The organism is Peterkaempfera bronchialis, assembly GCF_003258605.2.
Classification (GTDB): Bacteria; Actinomycetota; Actinomycetes; order Streptomycetales; family Streptomycetaceae; genus Peterkaempfera; species Peterkaempfera bronchialis.
Genome location: NZ_CP031264.1, coordinates 3,591,383 through 3,613,447, shown reverse-complemented (window position 1 = coordinate 3,613,447; position 22,065 = coordinate 3,591,383). Strand labels below are relative to the sequence as shown.

The 22,065-nt window shown below is 73.3% G+C and carries 21 protein-coding genes and 1 pseudogene; 12 read left to right on the top strand and 10 right to left on the bottom strand.

All coding sequences use genetic code 11. The features are described from left to right. The gene (locus C7M71_RS16030) at positions 1-987 is read left to right on the top strand and encodes a Rossmann-fold NAD(P)-binding domain-containing protein (RefSeq protein WP_111493048.1); all 987 of its coding nucleotides are present in this window, start codon (positions 1-3) and stop codon (positions 985-987) included. 386 nt (positions 988-1,373) lie between these two features. Here C7M71_RS16030 and C7M71_RS16025 read toward each other — a convergent pair whose 3' ends face one another. Both C7M71_RS16025 and C7M71_RS33355 read right to left on the bottom strand, forming a co-directional pair. Continuing rightward, complete coding sequence (locus C7M71_RS16025; protein WP_229758756.1) at positions 1,374-2,063, bottom strand: HAD family hydrolase; 690 nt, start codon at positions 2,061-2,063, stop codon at positions 1,374-1,376. A 518-nt stretch (positions 2,064-2,581) separates the two neighbouring features. After that, positions 2,582-2,854 (bottom strand): annotated as a pseudogene (locus C7M71_RS33355) (ATP-binding protein); the annotation flags it as partial. A 223-nt stretch (positions 2,855-3,077) separates the two neighbouring features. On the opposite strand from C7M71_RS33355, the gene C7M71_RS16015 reads away from it, so the two are divergent. From C7M71_RS16015 to C7M71_RS15965, 11 genes are all read left to right on the top strand, one after another. Next, a complete protein-coding gene (locus tag C7M71_RS16015) occupies positions 3,078-3,914 on the top strand; it encodes a hypothetical protein (RefSeq protein WP_229758755.1) in 837 nt (278 codons plus the stop codon). 155 nt (positions 3,915-4,069) lie between these two features. Then, on the top strand, positions 4,070-4,852 hold the full coding sequence (locus tag C7M71_RS16010) for a YcnI family copper-binding membrane protein (RefSeq protein WP_111493046.1): 783 nt from the start codon (positions 4,070-4,072) through the stop codon (positions 4,850-4,852). A gap of 133 nt (positions 4,853-4,985) precedes the next feature. After that, positions 4,986-5,666 (top strand): SCO family protein, encoded by a 681-nt coding sequence (locus C7M71_RS16005; protein WP_407675987.1) that lies wholly within the window; start codon positions 4,986-4,988, stop codon positions 5,664-5,666. Next, a complete protein-coding gene (locus tag C7M71_RS16000) occupies positions 5,663-6,175 on the top strand; it encodes a copper chaperone PCu(A)C (RefSeq protein WP_111493044.1) in 513 nt (170 codons plus the stop codon). Before C7M71_RS16005 ends, C7M71_RS16000 begins: the two co-directional genes overlap by 4 nt. Positions 6,176-6,192: 17 nt before the next feature. After that, the gene (locus C7M71_RS15995; protein ID WP_111493043.1) at positions 6,193-8,268 is read left to right on the top strand and encodes a copper resistance protein CopC; all 2,076 of its coding nucleotides are present in this window, start codon (positions 6,193-6,195) and stop codon (positions 8,266-8,268) included. A 103-nt stretch (positions 8,269-8,371) separates the two neighbouring features. Then, complete coding sequence (gene efeB, locus C7M71_RS15990) at positions 8,372-9,691, top strand: iron uptake transporter deferrochelatase/peroxidase subunit (RefSeq protein ID WP_114914700.1); 1,320 nt, start codon at positions 8,372-8,374, stop codon at positions 9,689-9,691. 108 nt (positions 9,692-9,799) lie between these two features. After that, entirely contained in the window at positions 9,800-10,732 is a 933-nt protein-coding gene (pheA, locus tag C7M71_RS15985) for a prephenate dehydratase (RefSeq protein ID WP_111492356.1), read from the top strand. 561 nt (positions 10,733-11,293) lie between these two features. Next, positions 11,294-12,571, top strand: coding sequence for a serine--tRNA ligase (gene serS, locus C7M71_RS15980; RefSeq protein WP_111492357.1), 1,278 nt, complete (start codon positions 11,294-11,296; stop codon positions 12,569-12,571). After that, complete coding sequence (locus tag C7M71_RS15975) at positions 12,568-13,395, top strand: HAD family hydrolase (protein WP_111492358.1); 828 nt, start codon at positions 12,568-12,570, stop codon at positions 13,393-13,395. The genes serS and C7M71_RS15975 overlap by 4 nt, the downstream gene beginning before the upstream one ends. Before the next feature lie 553 nt (positions 13,396-13,948). Continuing rightward, positions 13,949-14,674, top strand: coding sequence for a FadR/GntR family transcriptional regulator (locus C7M71_RS15970; protein WP_111492359.1), 726 nt, complete (start codon positions 13,949-13,951; stop codon positions 14,672-14,674). A gap of 136 nt (positions 14,675-14,810) precedes the next feature. Beyond that, positions 14,811-16,082 (top strand): CynX/NimT family MFS transporter, encoded by a 1,272-nt coding sequence (locus tag C7M71_RS15965; RefSeq protein ID WP_111492360.1) that lies wholly within the window; start codon positions 14,811-14,813, stop codon positions 16,080-16,082. A 20-nt stretch (positions 16,083-16,102) separates the two neighbouring features. Here C7M71_RS15965 and C7M71_RS15960 read toward each other — a convergent pair whose 3' ends face one another. From C7M71_RS15960 to C7M71_RS15925, 8 genes are all read right to left on the bottom strand, one after another. After that, a complete protein-coding gene (locus C7M71_RS15960; protein WP_162824268.1) occupies positions 16,103-16,969 on the bottom strand; it encodes an endonuclease/exonuclease/phosphatase family protein in 867 nt (288 codons plus the stop codon). 211 nt (positions 16,970-17,180) lie between these two features. Continuing rightward, positions 17,181-17,897, bottom strand: coding sequence for an ABC transporter permease (locus tag C7M71_RS15955; protein WP_111492362.1), 717 nt, complete (start codon positions 17,895-17,897; stop codon positions 17,181-17,183). A 52-nt stretch (positions 17,898-17,949) separates the two neighbouring features. Then, positions 17,950-18,867: an ABC transporter ATP-binding protein gene (locus C7M71_RS15950; RefSeq protein ID WP_111492363.1), complete on the bottom strand. Its 918-nt coding sequence runs from the start codon at positions 18,865-18,867 to the stop codon at positions 17,950-17,952. An 18-nt stretch (positions 18,868-18,885) separates the two neighbouring features. Further along, positions 18,886-19,788, bottom strand: a complete 903-nt coding sequence (locus C7M71_RS15945; protein WP_111492364.1) for an ABC transporter permease — start codon at positions 19,786-19,788, stop codon at positions 18,886-18,888. Next, on the bottom strand, positions 19,772-20,866 hold the full coding sequence (locus C7M71_RS15940) for an ABC transporter ATP-binding protein (RefSeq protein WP_111492365.1): 1,095 nt from the start codon (positions 20,864-20,866) through the stop codon (positions 19,772-19,774). Before C7M71_RS15940 ends, C7M71_RS15945 begins: the two co-directional genes overlap by 17 nt. 127 nt (positions 20,867-20,993) lie before the next feature. After that, on the bottom strand, positions 20,994-21,242 hold the full coding sequence (locus tag C7M71_RS15935; RefSeq protein ID WP_162824267.1) for a hypothetical protein: 249 nt from the start codon (positions 21,240-21,242) through the stop codon (positions 20,994-20,996). A gap of 16 nt (positions 21,243-21,258) precedes the next feature. Then, the gene (locus C7M71_RS15930; protein ID WP_111492367.1) at positions 21,259-21,558 is read right to left on the bottom strand and encodes a hypothetical protein; all 300 of its coding nucleotides are present in this window, start codon (positions 21,556-21,558) and stop codon (positions 21,259-21,261) included. After that, positions 21,555-21,983 carry a hypothetical protein gene (locus C7M71_RS15925; RefSeq protein ID WP_114914388.1) on the bottom strand — a complete coding sequence of 143 codons (429 nt, stop codon included), beginning with the start codon at positions 21,981-21,983 and terminating at the stop codon, positions 21,555-21,557. Before C7M71_RS15925 ends, C7M71_RS15930 begins: the two co-directional genes overlap by 4 nt. Between the last annotated feature and the right edge of the window lie 82 nt (positions 21,984-22,065).

The window sequence follows — 22,065 nt, the reverse complement described above, 5'->3', positions numbered from 1 at the left end:
ATGAGACTTCTGGTGCTGGGTGGTACGGAGTTCGTCGGACGGGCGGTCACCGAGGAGGCGCTGGCCCGAGGGTGGCAGGTGACCGTCTTCAACCGGGGGCGCCATGGGGTGCCGGACGGGGTCGAGGCGCTGCGCGGCGACCGGGCGGCGGCAGGTGAGGGCGGCCTGGCGGCGCTGGAGCGGGGCACCTGGGACGTGGTGGTGGACACCTGGTCCGGGGCACCGTCGGCGGTGCGGGACGCGGCGCGGCTGCTGGCCGGGCGGGCCGGGAGCTACGCATATGTCTCCTCCCGGTCGGTGTACAGCTGGCCGCAGGCGGCCGGGCTGACCGAGGACGGGCCGCTGGTCGACGCCTCGCCGGACGCCGGTGAGGTGGAGTATGCGCAGGACAAGCGGGGTGGCGAGCTGGCGGCGGTGGCGGCCTTCGGGGAGCGGGCGCTGCTGGTGCGGGCCGGGCTGATCCTCGGCCCGTACGAGAACATCGGGCGGCTGCCCTGGTGGCTGGGCCGGATCGCGCGCGGCGGACTGGTGGCCGCGCCCGGCCCGCGCGATCTGCCGCTCCAGTACGTGGACGCCCGGGACCTCGCCGGATGGACGCTGGACGCCGCCGCCCGGGGCCTGGGCGGCCCGTACGACATGGTGAGCCCTTCCGGGCACACCACCATGGGTGAGCTGCTGGAGACCTGTGTGCGGGTCACCGGCTCCGATGCGGAGCTGCGCTGGATCGCCCCGGATGCCGTGCTCGCCGCCGGGATCGAGCCCTGGACGGAGCTGCCGGTCTGGCTGCCGCCGGGCGAGTCGCACGACGCGCTGCACCGGAGCGATGTCTCCAAGGCGGCGTCCGCCGGGCTGCGCTGCCGCCCCGTCACCGAGACGGTGGCCGACACCTGGGAGTGGCTGCGGCTGGGCGGACAGCCCCGGCTGCGTCCGGGCCGGGCGGCGGTGGGGCTGGCGCCGGAGAAGGAGGCGCTGCTGCTGGGTGGCTGACGTGCCGTCATATCGTCGGCAGGGCCGACGGCCGGGTGGGTTCCGGGGGTGGTGTGGGTCGACTTGGGCCGGCGGGGAGTGGCTGCGGCTCGGCGGCGGTGGGGCTGGCGCCCCGGCTCAACCTGGCAGGCTCGTCGGGCAGGCGAGTTCCGGGGCGCGCACAGGTTGACGTACACCCGCCGGGCGGCGGTGGGGCTGACGCCCCGGCTCAACCCGGCAGGGTCGGCGGCCAGGCGGGTTCCGGGGGCGCACAGGTTGACGTACACCCGCCAGCAGGTTCAGGGGGCGCCACTCGCGCTCAAGGCGGGCGCGGGCGTCCTCCGCCCGGAACCGCTTGACCACGGTGGTGGGGCGCAGCTCGATCGGGTGGGTGCCCCAGCGGTCCGTCATCCGGCCGCCTCCCGTACCGGCTCGGGGTCGATCAGCGGGCCGAGGACGTCCCGCAGTTCGCCGATGTGCCGGTAGTGCAGCCCGGTCATGCCGAGGGCGCGGGCGGCCAGGACGTTGCGGTCGGTGTCGTCCACGAAGAGGCAGCGGGCGGGCGGGACGCCGACCCGTTCGGCGGCGATCCGGTAGATGGCGGGGTCGGGCTTGGCCACGCCGACGCGTGAGCTGTTCACCACGGCGTCCACGGCGCCGGTCAGGCCGAGGGCGTCCAGGTCGGCCTCCAGCCGGGTGGTGGCGTTGGTGACCAGGGCGACGGGCAGCCGCCGCCGTACCGCGCCGAGCAGTGCGAGCACCTGGTGGTCGACGGCTGCGGGCACCTCGGTCCACTCGGTGCACAGGGCGGTCGCCTCGGCCGGTGAGCCGCAGACCTCGGCGAGGTCGGCGGCGACGGCGGCCCGCCACTGCTCGTCGGTGACCTGCCCGGTGACGGCCGGGAGCAGCCGGTCGGGGTGGAAGGCGGCTGCGGCGAGCGTCCCGGCCGGGAGGCTGCGGGCCCGGTCGAGCGCCGCCATCCCGTCCGGGTCCCAGAGCCGCAGGACGCCGTCGAGGTCGCACAGCACGGCGTCGAACGGCAGGTCGGGCGGCGGGTCGGGCGACGAGCCGGGCGGCGGCAGGGGTGATGGCGTCACAGCCGGAGATCCTGCCAGGGCACCGCCCGGGCCGGTCAGGAGACGGCGCGCAGCAGCGCGTTCTCCCGCCACTTCAGGACCTTGTCGAAGCTGACGATGGTCCCCCGGCGCGGGTGGTTGCGAAACTGGACGTGGTCGGCCAGCGCGCGGATCAGAAAGAGGCCCCGGCCGCTCTCGGCGGTGGGGTCGGGCAGCTCGGTGCCGATGTCCAGCGGCAGTCCGGGCAGACCGGCGGTCACCGCGAACCCGGCGTCGAGGACGTGGGTGTCATACGGCCCGGGGTGTTCGGCGCCGCGCAGCCGGCGGGCCGAGGCGGCGGGGCTGAGCGAGGCCATCACCGCAGCCCTGCTGATCACGGTGGTGCGCCCGTGCTTGCCCTGGCAGCGCGGGGCCGGGCGGGCGGGCGCCTTGTGGACCGGTGTCACCGGCACGGCGGAGGGGCGGCGCTGGGCGCGGGGTGCGGAGGCTCCGGTGGACGGCGCCAGCAGCGGGACGGAGAGGGTGGGCCGCCGCGCGGCGGCCTCGGCCGGGGGGAGGCCGGGGCCCCAGTCCATGACCTCGATCCGCAGCCGGTCGCCGTCGATGGAGGCGGTGACCTGGAAGCCCTCGTCGGGTTGGCCGCCGGCGGCGTGCTCGACCGCGTTGGCGCATGCCTCGGTGAGGGCGATACCGATCTCATGGGCGATCTGGGCGTCCACGCCCGCGCTCTCCATGGTGCCCAGCAGGATGCGCCGGGCCAGCGGAACGCTGGCGGGCTCGCGCTTGAGGTGCAGCGTCCACCAGATGTCCACGACGGATTCCTCCTGGCCCTGGCTGCGACTCCCCATAGGGGTAGGTATTGCCGACGGGCCGTACGGCCAATCTTCTCCGCCTGGCGAGACCGCCCGTTCGGAGGATGTACCACCCCGTTCGGAGGATGTTATGAGCGGACGGTCTCACAGGGCGGGATGCGGCGGCCGGATTCCACCACCCGGCCCTCGGCTCGAGGGCGGCCGGTGAGATGATGGCCCGGCCATGCCCGTCCTCCGCGCAGCAGACCACCCCCGGGTCGCCACGGCACCGCACCAGGTGCACGCCGCCGCCTGGGATCTGCGCATGCTCCGGGCCGTCCCCTTCGCCGCCGTCTGCACCCTGGTCGCGGCGGCCGGACATGCCGCCGCCTCGGGCGGTGCGGTACCGGCGAGGGCGCTGGTCGCCGGATTCGTCCTGGTCTGCGCGCTGGCCGCGCTGTTCGGCGGGCGGGAGCGGTCGATGGCCGCGATATCCGGCGGGCTGGCCGCCGGGCAGCTGGCGCTGCACCTGCTCTTCCACTCGGCCCAGAGCGCCGGGGGTGCGCCCATGGCGCACGCCGGCATGGGCGGCGGCGGCCCCTCGGGCGTCGCCGCGGTTGCGGGCCGACTGCTCTGCAACGGGCAGTACGTCGGCGGCATGCTGGTGCTGCCGGCCGGGATGACCCCGGAGCAGCTGGTGTCCCGGGCGGGCCTGGACCCGTCCGCGTACGCCGCGCCGCCGCTGCCGTGGTGGCACGCGGCCATGCTCGGGATGTCGCCGCTGATGCTGGCCGGGCACCTGGCCGCCGCCGTGGCGGCGGGCTGGTGGCTGCGGTGCGGCGAGGCCGCGCTGTGGCGCCTGGTGCGGCTGACGGCCTCCGTGATGCAGGCGTACGCGGCTCCGCTGCGCACCGTCCTGGCGGTCGCCGGGATGCTGCTGCGCGGGCTGCTGGGCGAGTCCCCGGTGCGCCCGCTGCGGGCGTACGGGGCGGAGCGCGGCGGTTGGCGGCTGCCGGTACCGGCAGCCCTGCGGCACTCCGTGGTCCGGCGTGGTCCGCCGGTGGCGGCGTTCGCGATCTGATCGGCCGCCCGGTGGCGCCGCGCTGCGGCGTGCCCGGGTGTGGAGACCCGTCCGATCGGTCGCGATGTGCGTATGCCGATCCAGACCACCCCGGTACGTGCCGGGGCCACCCGTCGTGGCCTGCGCGTACCACCTCCGGACGGAGAGTTCCGACGATGAACCGCAGCACCCTCGCCCGCCGCTCCGCGACCGTTCTGGCCGCCGCCGCCACCTTTGTGCTGGCCGCGGCAGGCATCGCCTCCGCGCATGTCACCGTGAATCCGCGGGAGGCCGTGCAGGGCAGCTACACCAAGGTCGCCTTCCGGGTGCCCAATGAGCGGGACAACGCCTCGACCACCAAGGTCGAGGTCAACCTGCCCATGGACCACCCGGTGGCGTCCGTCTCCACCCAGCCGCTGCCCGGCTGGACCGTCGCGGTCCAGAAGAGCAAGCTCGACAAGCCGCTGAAGGCGCACGGCGGCGACATCACCGAGGCCGTCAGCAAGATCACCTGGACTGCCGACAAGGGCACCAAGATCGCTCCCGGCCAGTTCCAGGAGTTCAATGTCTCGCTGGGCCCGCTGCCCGCCGACACGGACTCGATGACCTTCAAGGCGCTCCAGACGTACGACAGCGGCGAGATCGTCCGCTGGATCGACGTGGCCAAGGACGGCGAGGCGGAGCCGGAGCACCCCGCGCCGACGCTGACCCTCACCAAGGCCGCCGAGGACGGCGACGACGACGGCCACGGCACGCCCGCGTCGACCGCCCCGTCGGCCCCGGCCGACCCGTCCGCTCCGGCCGATGACGCGAAGACCGGTACGACCGAGACGGCCGCCGCTGCCTCCTCCTCCGACTCCACCGCCCGCACCCTGGGCGTGGTGGGCATCGTCGTGGGCGTGGTCGGCGCCGGTCTGGGCGTCCTCGGCCTGCGCCGCAGGGGCGGCTCCGCCTCCTGATCCATGCGGCGGCGCGGGCGGACGGGTGCCCGCCGCACCCGTCCGCCCGGCCGTCGGCCGGTCGGCCCGCAGCAGTGCTGCGGGCCGACCCGCGGACCCTCCCGAACCACACCGATCGGACACCCAGCACATGATCCGCACCACGCTGCCGGGCCGTGGCCGCCGCATCGCGGCCGCGACCGCGCCGGCGCTCGCCGCCGCCCTGGCGCTCACCGCCTGCGGCGGCCCGGACAAGGACACCACCGGCCGACAGACCGTCGCCGTCAAGGAGTCGAACCACTCCCCGTACCAGGGCACCGCCCTGTCCAGGCCCTTCGCCAAGCCCGACCTCGTCCTCACCGACACCGACGGCAAGCCGTTCTCGCTGCGGCAGCAGACCGCAGGCAAGCCGATGCTGCTCTTCTTCGGCTACACCAGCTGCCCGGACGTCTGCCCCACCACCATGGGCGATGTCGCCGTCGCCATGAAGAGGCTGCCCGCCGCCGAACGGGACAAGGTGGAGGTCGTCTTTGTCTCCACCGACCCCCAGCGCGACACCCCGAAGCGGCTCCGGAGCTGGCTCGACGCCTTCGACAAGCACTTCATCGGCCTCACCGGCGACCTGGCGAAGGTGAAGCAGGCCGCCAAACCGCTGGGCATCCTGGTCGAGGACCCGGTGGTCAACAAGGACGGCACGGTCACCTCCAGCCATGGCGCCCAGGTGCTGGCCTTCCTCCCCTCCGACGACAAGGCCCATGTGCTCTATCTGAGCCAGAGTTCGGTCGACGTCTTCGCCCACGACCTGCCGCTGCTCGCCAAGGGGGTGCGGCCGTGATCCGGCCCCGCACCGCCGCCGTCGGCGCGGCCGTGCTGACCGTGGCGGCGACCCTGGCGGGCTGCGGCTCGCCGGGCGGCACCGACCGGCTCTCCGCCCGGCTGGCCACCGGGGAGGGCCCCGCGAGGATCAGCGTCAGCGACCCGTACATCCCGCTCCCCGCCGCGCCGTCGATGGCCGCCGGCTACCTCACCCTGAGCAACGCCGGCGGCACGGCCGACCGGCTGGTCAAGGTGGCCAGCCCGGACGCCCGCACGGTCACCATGCACCGGTCCACCGCCGGTTCCATGGAGCCGCTGAAGGACCTGGAGGTGCCCGCGCACGGCACCGCCGCCTTCTCCCGGGGCGGCAACCACCTGATGATCACGGGTCTGGACCGCAGGCCCGCAGTCGGCGACACCGTGGAACTGGAACTCACCTTCGCCGGGTCCGGGACCATCGCGGTGCGCGTGCCCATCAAGCCCCTGACGTACCGGCCGCCCGGCGCCGGCACCGCCTCGGGCAGCTGACCGAAGGGACCGGACCGATGACCTCCCGCCAGGCCTCCCCCGCCACCGGCCTGCCGCACAGCCGCCGACGGTCCGCCGCAGCGCTGCTGGTGGTGCTGGGCGCCGTACTCGCGCTGCTGCTCGGCGGCGCGGGCACCGCCTCCGCACACGCCGCGCTGATCTCCACCGACCCCGGGCAGGACGCGGTGGTGGCCACCGCCCCCAGCCGGATCGTGCTGACCTTCAGCGAGGGCGTCACGCTGTCCGACGACTCCCTCCAGGTGTACGACCCGGCCGGCAAGCAGGTCGAGCAGGGACCCCCGGGACATGTCGACGGCAAGGGCTCCACCGCCGCCGTGCAGCTGCGCGGCGGACTGGCCCAGGGCACCTACACCGTCTCCTGGCGGGCGGTCTCGGAGGACTCGCACCCGGTCTCCGGCGCCTTCACCTTCTCCATCGGCACCAAGTCCGAGACGGCGGTGCCCGCCGGGGTCTCCCGGCAGGGCGGGGGCAGCACCGCCGTCGGCGCCCTCTACGGCACCGCCCGCGCGGTGGCGTACGGCGCCTTTGCGCTGCTCGTCGGCTCCGCCGCCTTTCTGCTGCTGTGCTGGCCGCGCGGGGTCTCCGCGCGGCCGGTGCAGCGGCTGCTGATGACCGGCTGGGGCGGGCTGCTGCTCTCCACGGTGGCGGTGGTGCTGCTGCGCGGCCCGTATGAGAAGGGCAGCGGGTTGGCGGACGCCTTCGACCTGACGCTGGTCCGCGCCACGCTGGACGAGCGGCTCGGCACCGCGCTCGCGGCGCGGCTGCTGCTGCTGGCGGCGGCCGGGGTCTTTCTGTCGCTGCTGGTGGGGCAGTTGGGGCAGGACGGCGAGGCCCGGCGGGAGGCCCCCTCGGCCGAGAAGCAGGCGGACCCGGCTGACCCGGAGGAGGCGGAGCTGCGCCGGTTGGAGCGGCGGGCCGCCGCCCGGCCGGAGCGCGACATCCGGCTCGGTCTGGGCGCGGCGGGCCTGCTGCTCGCCCTGGCGCTGGCGGCCACCTGGGCGGGCGCCGACCACGCGGCGGTGGGCATCCAGGCGGGGCTGGCGCTGCCGCTGGACATCCTGCACCTGGTGGCGATGGCCGTCTGGCTGGGCGGGCTGGTCACCCTGCTGGTCGGGCTGGGAATCCCGCGCGAGCGGGGCGGGGTCGGGGCGGCTGCGGTGGGCGTCTTCTCCCGGACGGCGTTCTGCTGTGTGGCGGTGCTGGTGGCGACGGGCGTGTACCAGTCCTGGCGTGGGCTGGGCTCATGGAGCGCCCTGGTCGACACCGGCTATGGGCGGCTGCTGCTGATCAAGGTCGGCTTCGTGGGGGTGATGCTCGGCATCGCGTGGTTCTCGCGGGCCTGGACGGCTCGGCTGCTGGCCGCCGCACCCCGGGCCGGGGCCGAGTCCAAGGCTGAGGTGGCGGCGGCGGTCGTACCGGACCGGTCGGAGCAGTCGGCCACCACCGACCCCGGCGACCTGCCCAAGGACCCCAAGCGGCAGGCCCAGCTGAAGCGGCAGCGGGCGCTGCGCGCGGCGGCGGCCGAGCGCCGGGCCAGCGCCGACTCGCTGGCCCGGGAGCGGGCGGCGGGCAACGAGCGCCCACGGCTGCGGCGCTCGGTACTGGCGGAGGCGGCGGTGGCGGTGGCCGTGCTGGCCGTCACCACGCTGCTGACCAACTCCGCCCCCGGGCGCAACGCCCAGACCTCGGCGGCGCCCGGCGTCACCGCGCCCGCGCCCGCCCCCGCCCAGCCGGTGAGCCTGGCGGTCTCGTATGACACCGGGGGCAGCGGCCCGGGGGCCAAGGGCACCGCAGCCATCTCCCTGGACCCGGCCCGGACCGGCCGGAACGAGATGCATGTGCTGCTCACCGACTCCACCGGCGCCCCGGTGGACGTACCGGAGCTGCGGATCGCCTTCGACCTGCCGGCGAAGAACCTGGGACCGCTCAAGGCCACCCTGCAGAAGGTGGACACCGGGCACTGGTCGGCCGAGGCGCAGCTGCCCATGGCCGGCGACTGGCAGCTCTCGCTGACCGTGCGGTCGTCCGACATCGACGAGGTCACGCAGACCGCGCCGGTACGGATCGGGTGAGCGGAGCGTGGGCAAGGCGGCTCGGAGCGCGCGGAGCGCAGGCAGGGCAGTGCGGGACAAGGCAGTGCGGAACAAGGCAGTGCGGAACAAGGCAGTGCGGAACATGGACAGGCCAGTCGTGGACGGGACGGCAGTGCGGGACGGCGGACAGCAGCAGCCCACGGTGACCGGGCAGGACGGCGCGGCGGGGTCGTCGCGGCCGGCCCTCACCCGGCGCGGGCTGCTCGGCGCGGCCGGGGCCGCCGGGTTGGCGGTCGGGGCGGCGGGCGGCGCCTTCGGCTATGCGGCGGCGGCGGACGGCCGCTCGGGCGGCCCGGCGGCGACGTCGCTGGGGGCGGCGGCGGTGCCGTTCCACGGCGCCCACCAGGCGGGCATCGTGCAGAGCCAGCAGGCCCGGGTGCACCTGGCCGCCTTCGACCTCGCCGCCGGGGTGAAGCGGGCGCAGCTGGCGGCGCTGATGCGGCGCTGGTCGGACTCGGCGGCGCGGCTGGCGGAGGGGCGGCCGGCGGCCGACCACGAGAACCAGATCGCGCTGGACGCCGGACCGTGCTCGCTCACCGTGACCTTCGGCTTCGGTGCCTCGCTGTTCGAGCGGATAGGGCTGACCGCCGCCCGCCCGGAGGCGCTGGACCCGCTGCCGGACTTCCCCGACGACGCCATCGACCGGTCCCGCAGCGACGGCGACCTGTGGGTGCAGATCTGTGCGGACGACGCGCTGGTCGCCTTCCATGCGCTGCGGGTGCTCCAGCAGCAGGCGGCCGGGGTGGCGGCGGTCCGCTGGCAGATGTCCGGCTTCAGCCGCTCCCCGGGGGCGACCGCCCGGCCGGTGACCACCCGCAATCTGATGGGCCAGGTGGACGGCACCAACAACCCCCGGCCGTCGGACGCCTCGTTCGCGTCCAAGGTCTTTGTGGCGGCGAAGGAGGCGGATCCAGCCTGGATGGCCGGCGGGTCGTATGCGGTGGTCCGCCGGATCCGGATGCTGCTGGACAACTGGGAGAACCTGCCGGTGGACCGCCAGGAGCGGGTGATCGGCCGTCGCAAGTCGGACGGCGCCCCGCTCTCCGGCGGCGCCGAGACCACCGCGGTCGACCTGGAGAAGCGCAACCCGGACGGCACCCTGGCCGTCCCGGCGGACGCCCACATCCGGGTGGCGGCGCCGACCGCCAACGGCGGCGCGACCATGCTGCGGCGCGGGTTCTCGTACCACGACGGCTTTCTGCCGGACGGCTCCCCGGACGCGGGGCTGCTCTTCATCGCCTTCCAAGCCGATCCGCTGACCGGCTTCGTCCCGGTGCAGCGCAAGCTGGCGGGGGCGGACAGCCTCTCCCGGTTCCTGCGGCACGAGGCGAGCGGGCTGTACGCGGTGCCGGGCGGTGCGGCGCCGGGCGGCTATGTGGGCCAGGCGCTGCTGGAGTCGTGAGGGGTTCCAGGGGGCGGAACGTGCCGCGCCCCGACCGGCGGACTGGTTAAGGTGGCGAAACGGGCGTCTGTCTGCGGACGCCCCAGCAGCGCACCGCACGGAGGCGGAATGTCGGCCACCCGCTACACCTATCTCGGGCCCGAGGGCACCTTCACCGAGGCGGCCCTGCGCTCGCTGCCCGAGGCGGCGACCCGCGAGCTGGTGCCGATGGTCTCGGTGCCCGCCGTGCTGGACGCGGTGCGGCGCGGCGAGGCGGCGGGCGCCCTGGTGGCGATCGAGAACTCGGTGGAGGGCGGGGTGACCGCCACGCTGGACGAGCTGGCCACCGGCTCCCCGCTGATGATCTACCGCGAGGTGCTGCTGCCGATCGCCTTTGCGCTGCTGGTGCGGCCGGGGACGCAGCTGGCGGATGTGAAGACGGTCACCGGGCACCCGGTGGCGCAGCCGCAGGTCCGCAAGTGGCTGGAGGCCCATCTGCCGGACGCGCAGTGGGAGTCGGCGGCGTCCAATGCGGACGGCGCCCGGCAGGTGCAGGAGGGGCGGTTCGACGGGGCGTTCGCGGGGGAGTTCGCGGCGCGGCTGTACGGGCTGGAGCCGCTGGTCACCGACATCCACGGCGGCCGGTCGGCGACCACCCGGTTTGTGCTGGTCGGCCGGCCGGGGCGGACGTCCTCCCCGACCGGGGCGGACAAGACGTCGGCGGTGGTCTGGCTGGGCGACGACCACCCGGGTGCACTGCTGGAGCTGCTTCAGGAGTTCGCGGCGCGCGGGGTGAACCTGATGCGGATCGAGTCCCGTCCGACCGGCCAGGGCCTGGGGAACTACTGCTTCTCGATCGACTGCGAGGGGCACATCGCGGACCGCCGGGTGGGCGAGGCGCTGATGGGGCTGAAGCGGTTCTGCCCCAAGGTGCGGTTCCTGGGCTCGTATCCGAGGGCGGACGAGGTGCGGCCGCAGCTGCGACCGGGCACCTCGGACGAGGACTTCACCTCGGCTGCGGACTGGCTGTCGCGGTGCATGGACGGGCGCGGGGAGCTGTAACGGCCGTCACTCCGATCGGGACAGAACCTGCCTGATCGGGTCTGATCGGTGTCCATCAGTCGACTTTTCGGCCATCCAGGGGACGGCCATCAGGCCCGCCACCTGGGGCGCAGCCGGACATCCACAGGAAGCAAGTTATCCACAGCCCTGGGGATGAGTCGACAAACCGCCATGGAAGGTCGACTCCTGGGGTAGTCGGACATGTCGGAATCTTGTCATGGCAGGGGGCCCGCATCACGCGGTCGGGTGCTCGATTTCCTGCTCATGGGGGAGTTTCAACGGATTTGGGGCGCCGGAAGCGGTCACGGGCGGGAATCCACAGATCCACTGCACAGGCTGTGGACGAATCGGCGCCGAGGGTTGTGCACACCCGGTTATCCACAGGCATTCCCTGGTTATCCCCAGCGGGGATGATCTCAGAAAAATGGACGGAAAGCGACAAACGCGCTCTATCCAGGTAAAGAATCGTGCTTGATCGATCTCATTCGATCTTCGCCCCCTTGGATCACCGCAGCGAAAGAGTTGGCGGGTCAGGGGGGCGGCCCCGGTAGGCTTCCCCCTGTGATTGACCTTCGCCTGCTCCGTGAGGACCCCGACCGAGTGCGCGCCTCGCAGCGTGCCCGTGGTGAGGATGTCGACCTTGTCGACGCCCTGCTCGCCGCCGACGAGCGGCGCAGGTCCTCAGGCAGTCGCTTCGACGAACTGCGCAATGAGCAGAAGACCCTCGGCAAGCAGATCCCCAAGGCCCAGGGCGAGGAGAAGGCCGAGCTGCTGAAGCGCGCCTCCGTGCTCTCCGCCGAGGTCAAGGCCGCCGACGCCGCGCAGAACGAGGCCAAGGAGGAAGCCGACCGGCTGCTCGCCTCCCTCGCCAACCTCATCGACCCGGAGGCCCCGGTCGGCGGCGAGGAGGACTTCGTCACCCTTGAGGAGATCGGCACCCCGCGCGACTTCGCCGCCGAGGGCTTCGAGGCGCGCGACCACGTGGAGCTCGGCCGGCTGCTGGGCGCGATCGACACCGAGCGGGCCGCCAAGGTCTCCGGTGCGCGCTTCTACTACCTCACCGGCGTCGGCGCCCTGCTGGAGCTGGCCCTGGTGAACATGGCCGTCGCCCAGGCCGTCGAGGCCGGCTTCAGCCCGATGATCACCCCCGCGCTGGTCAAGCCCCGCGCCATGGAGGGCACCGGCTTCCTCGGCCAGGCCGCCGAGAACGTCTTCCGGCTGGAGCAGGACGACTTCTACCTGGTCGGCACGTCCGAGGTGGCGCTGGCCGGCTACCACATGGACGAGATCATCGACGCCGACCGGCTGCCGCTGCGCTACGCGGGCTTCTCGCCCTGCTTCCGCCGCGAGGCCGGCACCTACGGCAAGGACACCCGGGGCATCATCCGGGTGCACCAGTTCGACAAGGTGGAGATGTTCGTCTACACCACGCCGGAGGAGGCGGAGGCCGAGCACCGCCGCCTGCTCCAGTGGGAGAAGGACTTCCTCAACGCCCTGGAGCTGCCCTACCGGGTGATCGACGTCGCCTCCGGCGACCTGGGCGCCTCCGCCGCCCGCAAGTTCGACATCGAGGCGTGGATCCCCACCCAGGGCAAGTACCGCGAGGTCACCTCGACCTCCAACACCACCGAGTACCAGTCGCGCCGGCTCTCCATCCGGATGCGCGGGGAGGGCGGGGTGCGCCCGCTGGCCACGCTCAACGGCACCCTGGTCGCCGTACCGCGCACCATCGTCGCGATCCTGGAGAACCACCAGCAGGCCGACGGCTCGGTGGCGGTCCCCAAGGCGCTGCGGCCGTTCCTCGGCGGGCGGGAGCTGCTGGAGCCGGTCGGCACGTGACCACCACCGCGCCCACCACCGCCCCCGCCTACCGGCTGATCGCCACCGACCTGGACGGCACACTGCTGACCAGCGGTGAGACGGTCTCCGCCCGCACCGTGGCCGCGCTGGCGGCGGCGACCGCCGCCGGTGCGGTGCACATCGTGGTGACCGGCCGTCCGGCCTCGGTGACCCGCCCGGTCTTCGACGCCATCGGCTACACCGGGCTCGCGGTGTGCGGGCAGGGCGCGCAGGTGTACGACGCGGGCGCGCACCGGCTGCTCACCTCCGTCACCCTGGACCGGCAGCTGGCCGCGATGGCGCTGGCCAAGGTGGAGGCCGAGGTCGGCACGCTCACGGTCGCCGCACACCAGGACGGGCTGGACGGCGCCATGCTGGCCGGTCCGGGCTTCGAGCTGACCATCGCGGACCTGCCGATGGTCCGGCTGGACGGCACCGGCGGGCTCTGGCGGGCGCCCATCAACAAGCTGTACATCCAGCACCCCGGCATGACCGACGACGAGCTGGCCACCGCCGCCCGCAGGGTGGCGGGTGACCTGGTCGGCGTGGTGATGGCGGGCGAGGGCATCGTGGAGATCCTGCCGCTGGGCCTGACCAAGGCGACCGGGCTCTCCATCGCCGCCCGCCGGCTGGGCGTCACGGCCGAGGACACCCTCGCCTTCGGCGACATGCCCAACGATGTGCCGATGTTCGGCTGGGCCCGCCGTGGGGTCGCCATGGCCAACGCCCATGAGCAGTTGAAGGCGGTGGCCCACGAGGTCACCGCCTCCAATGACGAGGACGGCGTGGCCCTGGTCCTGGAACGCCTCTTCCCCCACCCGTAGCCCGGGCCTCCCTCCGGTCACACCCCCGGCGGGGGAACGGTGAGGCGGGTTGCAGGATGACCGGGCGACCAACGAGGACAGCGTGACCCGGCCCTGGAACGCCCTCCGGCCGCACCCGTAGCCCGGCCCCCCTCCAGCCACACCCCCGGCAGGGGAACAGTGGGGCGGGTCGCAGGATGACCGGGCAGCCGACGAAGACGGCGTGGCGCTGGTCCTGCAACGCCCTCCGGCCACACCCGTAGCCCGGCCCCCCTCCGGTCACACCCCCGGCGGGAGAACGGTGGAGCGAGTTGCAGGTTGATCGGGCGGCCGACGAGGACGGCGTGGCGCTGACCCTGGAACGCCCTCCGGCCACACCCGTAGCCCGGACCTCCCTTCTGGTCACACCTCCGGCGGGGGAACGGTGGGGCGAGTTGATCGGGCAGCCGACGAAGACGGCGTGGCGCTGACCCTTGAACGCCCTCCGGCCACACCCCCGGCGGGGTCGTGGTCGGCGAGTTGTAGGATGACCGGGCAGCAGGATGACTGAAGCACGGCTGGAGGTGGGCGGCGCATGACCGGAGGGACCCTGCACGCGGCCGGACGCCGCTCGCTGGTCGACGCCGCCATCGAACAGCTGCGGGAGCAGTTGGCCTCCGGTGCCTGGCAGGTCGGTGACCGCATCCCGACCGAGCATGAGCTGGCCGAGCGGTTGCAGGTGGGCCGGAACACGGTGCGCGAGGCGGTCCGGGTGCTGGTGCACGCCGGCATGCTGGTCTCCCGGCAGGGCGAGGGCACCTTCGTCCGCTCCACCAGCGACCCGGCGTCGGTGCTGCGCGGGGTGCAGCGTTCGGGCGTACGCGATGTGCTGGAGGTGCGGCGCTCGCTGGAGGTGGAGGCCGCCCGGCTGGCAGCCGTACGGCACACCCCCGAGGACCTGGCCCGGATGCGGGCCGCGCTGGCGGCGGAGGCCGCGGTGCTGGCGGCGCATCCGGAGCGGGCGGGGCGCGGGGCGACCGTCGAGCACGACCTGGAGTTCCACACCGCCGTGGTGGACGCCGCGCACAACCCGGCGCTCGCCGAGGTGTACCGCTACTTCGGTGCTTCCGTGCGCGAGGCCATGCAGGCGGCCTTCGGCGACCATGAGATGCCCGAGGTGGCCGTGGACACCCATGCCGCCATGGTGGACGCCATCGAGAGCGGCGACCCTGAGCGGGCCGAGGCCGCCTGCCGGGCCCTGCTCGCGGAGCCGACGGCCGCCGTGGAGCAGTTGCTGGCCGAGAACGCGGCCCGCAAGTAGCAGGCCCGTCCCGCGTCCTGTTCGCTTTCCTGTCCCCTTTCCTGTTTCCGTTCGTCCTTCCGTGTCCCCGCCGGGGTGCCGCGCTGCCGCGCGCCCTGATGCGCCGTACACGCACCGAGAGGAGTGCCGCCCGCCCATGCCCGTCACCGACTCCCCCCAGTCCCCGCCGCTGACCGGTCCGGCGCCGCAGAGGCGGGCGAGGGCCGACCGGGCGGCCCTGCGGGACCGGCTGGTCCACCCCGGGCTGCTGCTGGCCGGCATCGTGCTGGTGGCCCTGAATATGCGGGCCTGCCTGGCGGCGGTCTCCCCGATGGTCGCCGAGGTGCAGCGCAGCCTGGGGCTGTCGGCCACCGCCAGCGGTCTGATCACGGCCGTGCCGGTGCTCTTCCAGGGCGTCGGGGCGCCGTTGACGCCGCGACTGGTGCGGCGGCATGGCGTGGAGCGGGTGGTGCTGGGCGCGGTGCTGCTGCTGGCGGGCGGGGTGCTGCTGCGGGTGCTGCCGACGGTGGCGGCGCTCTACGCGGGCTGTGTGGTGATCGGGGTGGCGATCTCCGTGCTCAATGTGGCGATGCCCAGCCTGATCAAGCGGGAGTTCCCGGACCGGGCGGCGGCGATGACGGGGGTGTACTCCACCGCGATGCTGGTCGGCGCCACGCTGGCGGCGGCGGTCTCGGTGCCGCTGGAGCGGGCGCTGGGCGGCGGCTGGCGCTTCTCGCTGGGCTTCTGGTCGGTGCTGGCGCTGGTCGCGGCGGTCGGCTGGCTGCCGCAGCTGCTGCGCGGCCGGGCCGGGGCGGCGGCCGGTTCCCCGGTGGCGGGCGCCGCCCCGGTGGTACGGGTGTGGCGCTCCGTGACGGCCTGGCAGATCAGCGTCTTCATGGGCATCTCGTCGCTGCTGGTCTACTCGCTGGTGGCCTGGATGCCGACGATCCTGGCCGACCACGGCATGGACCGGGGCACGGCGGGCCTGGTCTTCGCCTTCAGCAACCTGGTGCAGGTGGCCGGGGCGTTCGCGGTGCCGCTGCTGGCGGGGCGGATGCGCCGTCAGCGGGGCTTGGCGGTGGCCATGGTGACGCTCAATGCGCTCGGCATCGCCGGACTGCTGGTGGCACCCGGCGCCGGGGCATGGGCATGGGTGTGCGCGCTGCTGCTGGGGGTGGCGCAGGGCGGTTCGCTGGGCCTGGGCCTCTCCTTCATCGTGCTGCGGGCGGGCGGCTCGGCGGTGGCCGCGCAGCTCTCGGGCATGACGCAGACCGTCGGCTATCTGGTGGCCGCGTCCGGCCCGGTGGCGGCGGGCGCGCTGCACCAGGCGACCGGCGGCTGGACGGTGCCGCTGGCGCTGATGCTGCTGCTCTGCGCGGTGGCCGCGCTGGCCGGCTTCGGCGCCGGCCGCGACCGGGTGCTCGGCTAGCGGTACTGGCTCGGCGCCGCCTAGCGCCAGGCGGCTGCCCCGCGCAGCAGACTGTGGTCGGACCAGTTCACGATGTCCCGCTGGGCGGCGTCGCCGTAGAAGTCCTTGAAGTGGGCGGTGGTGGCGAAAATGTAGTCGATCTTCTTGGAGTTCGCCGCGGTCGACCCGAAGGTGTCCTCTCCGGAACGGCAGATGGACTTCCCGGCGCAGGAGGCGGCGAAGTACCGCTGGTCGGTCTCGTCGACCTCCGAGAACTGGCCGGTGCCGCCGGGGTGGGCCGACGAGTACAGCAATCCCATTTCCTGGTCGAGGGGCTGCGCATTGAAATCGCCGCCGAGGATGACCGGCGTCGTACCGGCCCAGCTCTGCACGGCGGCCAGCGCCTCCTGGATCTGCTTGGTCCGGCCCGCGACGGATACCTGGCTGGGGTGGGTCACGCATGTCATGGCGTTCTTGCCGTCAATCTTCGCTTTGGCGCAGAGTATCCCCCGGTGGTTGTTCTGGTTGGAATCGGCCGGGTCCAGGGTGAGGTACTTCGTCAGCCTTTCGGTGATGGCGTCCGACCCGCCCTTCACCAGCACGGCGAGCCCGAACCGGTGGTCGGTCCCCCAGCGGCCGCACCCGGCCGACTCCCGCCCACCGGGCGTGTACCACTCCGCGTCATAGGTGTCGTTGTCCGTGTAGGAGCCGGTGCGCGGCGACGCCATCCTGGTCTTCAGGGCCGCGTACTGGCCGTAGCAGACCTCGGTGAGCATCACCGCGTCGGCATCCCAGTTGTCCATTGCATGGGCGGTGTTGGTCGCCCAGTCGCCCGCTGCGGAATTCGCATTGGTGGTGGAGAGCGTGGGGTACGCACAGGTGATGCCGCAGGAGTTGAGCGTCAGCATGCGAACCCCCGGCGCCGCCGATGGATCCGTTATCTCCGCCTGTGCCACCGTCGATCCGGCAAAGGCCAGGGCCAGCACCGCCGGAATGACCGAAAAGTATTTCTTCATCCTACCCCCCAGATGTGAAGACTTCCGCGAGTTTCTACCACGGCAGCAGAGCAGGGGCAAGCGAATATATTCCGGTCGACGTGGACCCTGGATTCGGCCGGGGTTACTCCTCGCCGGCCAGGGTGAGCCCGGCCAGCCGTACCGAGGCGAAGGCGGTGGCGGCCAGGGTGACCAGCAGCAGCAGCGGGACGGCGACCGAGAGCGAGACATCGGCGGTGATCACGCCGGGCTCGGCGACCGCCTTGGCGAGCGAGAGGCCCCACTGCTGGACGGAGAGGGTGCGGGCGCCGTGCACGAAGTTGCCGACCAGGCTCTCCCAGATGAGGGAGTACATCAGGCCGACCACCACGGCGTGCCTGGTGGCCACGCCGAGCAGCAGGAAGACCGCGCTGTAGGCCGCACCGGCCACCAGCGCGCCCAGACCGTAGCCGATGGCCAGCCCGTCGGTGGTGCCGTAGAGGATCAGCCCGGCCAGGAAGGTGGGCAGAGCCGCGAAGGCGGTGGTGCAGCCGACGGCGACCACCAGCTTGGTGACGATGATCTTCCAGCGGGGCTGCGGCTTGGCCAGCAGATAGACGATGGAGCCGTCGTCGATCTCGGAGGAGATGGCGCCGGTGCCGGCGATCAGGCCGAGCAGCGGGACCAGGGTGCCGAGGGCGAGGGTGCCGAGGACCTGGACGGCGATGTCCTGGTCCTTCCCGTTGGCGACCCGCACCAGCACCGCGAGGAGCAGCAGCAGCGCGGGGACGACCAGCAGCAGGACGCCGCGGCGGCGCCCCAGCAGGCCGCGTACGGTCAGCCTGGCGACGGTCGGGTTCACGGTGGTGGGCCTTTCCCTGGGCGGGTGGGGGTCGGTCGGGAGGCGACGGAGGTCAGGAGGCGACGAGGTAGGAGAAGACGCTCTCCAGCGACTCGTCGGCCGGGGAGACGGTGTACAGCCGGATGCCGGCCTCCTTGGCGACGCGCGGCAGCAGCCGGGCGAAGCGGTGGAAGTCGACGGCCTGGATACGCAACGCGTTCTCCTGGCGGTCGAGTTCGATGCCGCTGGTGGAGGCGTCGGCGATCAGGGCGGCGGCCAGGGCCCGGTCGTCGCTGGAGCGGACCAGGTAGCGGTGCGGGCGGTCGGTCATCAGCCGGCGGATGCGGCGGAAGTCGCCGGAGGCGGCGTGGCGGCCGGCGACGACCACCTCGATATGGCGGGCGAGCTGCTCGACCTCCTCCAGGATGTGGGAGGAGAAGAGCACGGTGCGGCCCTCGGCGCCGAAGCGGCGCAGCAGTTCCATCAGGTGGAGGCGCTGGCGGGGGTCCATGCCGTTGAACGGCTCGTCGAGGAGGAGTACCGCCGGGTCGTGGACCAGGGCGGAGGCCATCTTGACCCGCTGCTTCATGCCCTTGGAGTAGGTGCCGGTCTTCCGGTCCTGGGCGTACTCCATCTCCACGGTGGCCAGGGCCCGGGCGGCGGCGGCGCCGGGGTCGGGGAGGCCGTGCAGTTCGGCGTTGGCCAGCACGAACTGCCAGCCGGTGAGGAAGTCGTACATCGACTCCCGCTCGGGGACCAGGCCGATCTGCCGGTAGGTCTGCTGGTTGCGCCAGATGGGCTGTCCGTCCAGGGTGACGGTCCCGGCGGAGGGCGCCAGGAAGCCGCTCATCATATGGATGAGGGTGGACTTGCCGGCGCCGTTGGGGCCGAGCAGGCCGGTGACGCCGGGCCCGATCCGTACGGAGATGTCGTTGACGGCGACGACGTTGCCGAACCAGCGGGAGACGCCGTCGATGCTGATGGTGGCCATGGTCTGGCTGACTCCCTGTCAGAACTTCCGGTAGCGGCGCAGCAGCAGCGCATACGCGGCGGCGGTGATCACGGCGAACTCGGCGAGGAAGACGACACCCGCGCCGGTGGACGGCGGCCAGCTCGGCCCGGCGCTGTGCGGCAGCCGGAAGAGCCAGGTGGAGAGCGAGTCGACCAGGGTGGACGGGGAGAGCAGCCCGGCCCAGTTGGCGGCGGCCGCGTGGCCGCTGCTGTGGAAGAGCGCCCAGGCGATCCCGGCCACGCTGGTGGAGACGATCAGTACGCCGATGATCGCCGCGACGCCGAAGCCGCGTCGCGGGGTGGTGGCGGCGACCAGCAGGCCGATGGCCGCGTACAGCACGGAGTAGAGCAGTGCGGTGCCCAGGCCGTAGAGGGCCTGCGCGGTGTTGTGGCCGACGTCCATGCCGGCCAGCAGCGCGCCCGCGTAGAGGATGACGACCGGCAGGGCGGTCAGGACCAGCAGGGCTGCGGTCATCGCGCCGAACTTGGCCCGTACGTAGTCGGTGCGGGTGAGCGGCCGGGAGAAGTAGAGCGGCACGGTCATGAACCGCAGGTCGCGGGAGAGCGCCACCGGTGCCTGGGCGGCGAGGAAGAGGCCGAGCAGGGTGCTGGTGTTGGAGACATAGGCGGCGGGGTCCACCGGCAGCTCGTCCCGGTCCAGGGAGACCGCCAGTGCGACCAGGATCAGGGCGGGCAGGCACATCGCCGCGAGCAGCACCATCGGCAGCACCTTGGACTTCGCCGAGCGGCCGAGGCCGTAGGCGCCGCGGAGGCTGTGCACCAGGAGGGAGCGGGTGGCGTAGCCACGGCCCAGCCGGGGGCCGGTGTAGTTGCGGTAGCCGATGTTGTGGATCACCCCGGACCTGGGGGGTGCGGCTGCGGCCTCAGGCGGCACCGGCATCTGCGGGCCCCCCTTCCTGCGGGTCGGGGCTGGAGGTGGCGGCGGCCAGGGCGGCCGGCGCGGTCGCAGTGCCAGGGGCGTCAGGGGCAGCCGGGGCGTCGGGGGCGTCCGGGGCGTCGTTGAAGATCTCCACGACCCGGTGGCGGCGCTGCTCCATGCGGACCAGGCCGAGGCCGAGGTCGGCGACGGTGCTGATGACGGTGTCGTAGGTGTCGTCGTCCTCGATCTCCACCAGCATGATCCGGCCGCCGAGTTCGCTCCCGCCGGACCCCGTGCCGCCGGTGCCCGCGCCGTCGGACCGCACGGTGAGGCCGGCGGCGGTGAGGCGGTCGCGCACGGCGGCGTCGGAGTCGGTCCCGGGGTGCTCCTCGTCGTCGGTGACCTCGATGGCCAGCACCTGGGTGGCCTCGGTGAAGGAGGCGGTGGAGGAGGAGCGCAGCAGTTGCCCGCCGTCGATGACCACCAGGTGGTCGCAGGTCCGCTCCAGCTCGCCCAGCAGGTGCGAGGTGACCAGCACGGAGATGCCGAAGTCGCTGTGGATCCGGCGGATCAGGCCCAGCATGTCGTCGCGGCCGACCGGGTCCAGGCCGTTGGTGGGCTCGTCCAGCAGCACCAGCTGCGGGTCGTGGACCAGCGCCTGGGCGAGCTTGACCCGCTGCTTCATGCCCGTGGAGTAGCCGCCGATGGGGCGGTAGCGCTCCTCGTACAGACCCACGTGGCGCAGCGTGTCGGCGGTGCGCTCGCGGGCGGCGGCGGCGGGCAGCCCCGACATCCGCGCCATATGGACGACGAACTCGGTGGCCGACACATCCGGCGGCAGGCAGTCGTGCTCCGGCATATAGCCCACCCGCTCGCGGATGGCGGGCCCCTCGGTGGCGACGTCCAGGCCCAGGACCCGGGCGGTGCCGGAGGTGGCGGGGGCCAGCCCGAGCAGGATCTTGATCAGCGTGGACTTGCCCGCGCCGTTGGATCCGACCAGGCCGACGACGCCTGGCTGGACATCGACGGTGAGCCGGTCGAGGGCGGTGACCCGGGGGAACCTCTTGGTGAGGCTGTCCGTGGTGATAACTGACGACACGCTGAGAAACCTAGCGGGTGCGGGGTGGGTGCGGCATGCCCTCGGAAGCTGAGTGCACCCTGATCCCTGAGGCGTACGCGCCGGGGGCCTACCCCTAGGGGTAGGCCCCCGGCCGCGTCGGCGGGGCTCAGCCGAGCAGCGCTCCCTGGTCGGACACGACCTGACGGAATGCGGCGTCCGGCACGCCCTTCGAATTGGTCATCAGAACGGCGCCGACCAGGTCGCCGGCCTCCAGCAGCACGGCCCGGGCCACGTCCCGGCGCTCCCCGCCGACCTGCTTGCGCCCGGCCACCGGGTTGGCGTTGACCCAGTGGGGGAGGCTGAGGTCCGTCGCCGTGCTGGTCGCGTCCGGTACCGCCGTCAGCTTCTCCAGCAACAGGACGGAATAGAGCTCATGCGCCTCCGCGTCCGAGCCGAAGCCCACCAGCTCCCCAGGAGGGCGACGGCGAGGCCGAGGGTGCGGGGGCGGTCGGCGCGGGTCCGGCCGCTACGGGGGCGGCGGCGGGTGCCTCGTCCTGGTAGCGGGTGTGCAGCAGTACCTCGCCGATGCCGACGCCCACGGCGGCGGCGGCCAGGACGGCGGCCAGCGACCGCAGCGCGGTGCGGCGCCGGGCGGGCTGGGCGGACTGGGCGGGCTGGGCGGACTGGGTCCGTGCCGGGTCCTGGCCGGCCGGGTTCTGCTGGTCGGTCACAGCCGCTCCCACTGGCGCTTGGCGAGGTCGAGGACCCGGTCGAGGTCCACCTTCCGCGGGGAGTGGACGTCGATGCGCATCTCCACATTCCCTCGGCGGGCCACGGCGAGTCCCCGGTAGAAGTGCTTCTTGGACTCGTGGTACGTCTCGCTCCGCCGGGTGACATAGGCGACGCCGTCGACCGTCCCCGGGATGGCGCGCGAGGTGCAGGGGTCATCGGTGAAGTGGCCGCAGTCGGCGGCGTCCTGCACCGCCGCCACGGCCGAGCGGGTGTCGGCGGGCCCGTACTGGATGAGGCGGACCCGGAAGTCGGTGTCGCCCTCCAGCCAGCTGGTCATGGCGGCCCGGCGGAAGCCTTCGCCGAGCAGCGTGGTGAAGGCGGTGGCCGACTCGCCCCACATCAGCGCCATCTGGTCGGCCGGCATCCAGCCGTCCTTGCCGGGCAGGAAGTCCCACTCCTTGGCACCCTTGGGCTTCTTGACCAGCAGCTTGCGCAGGTCGCCGTCG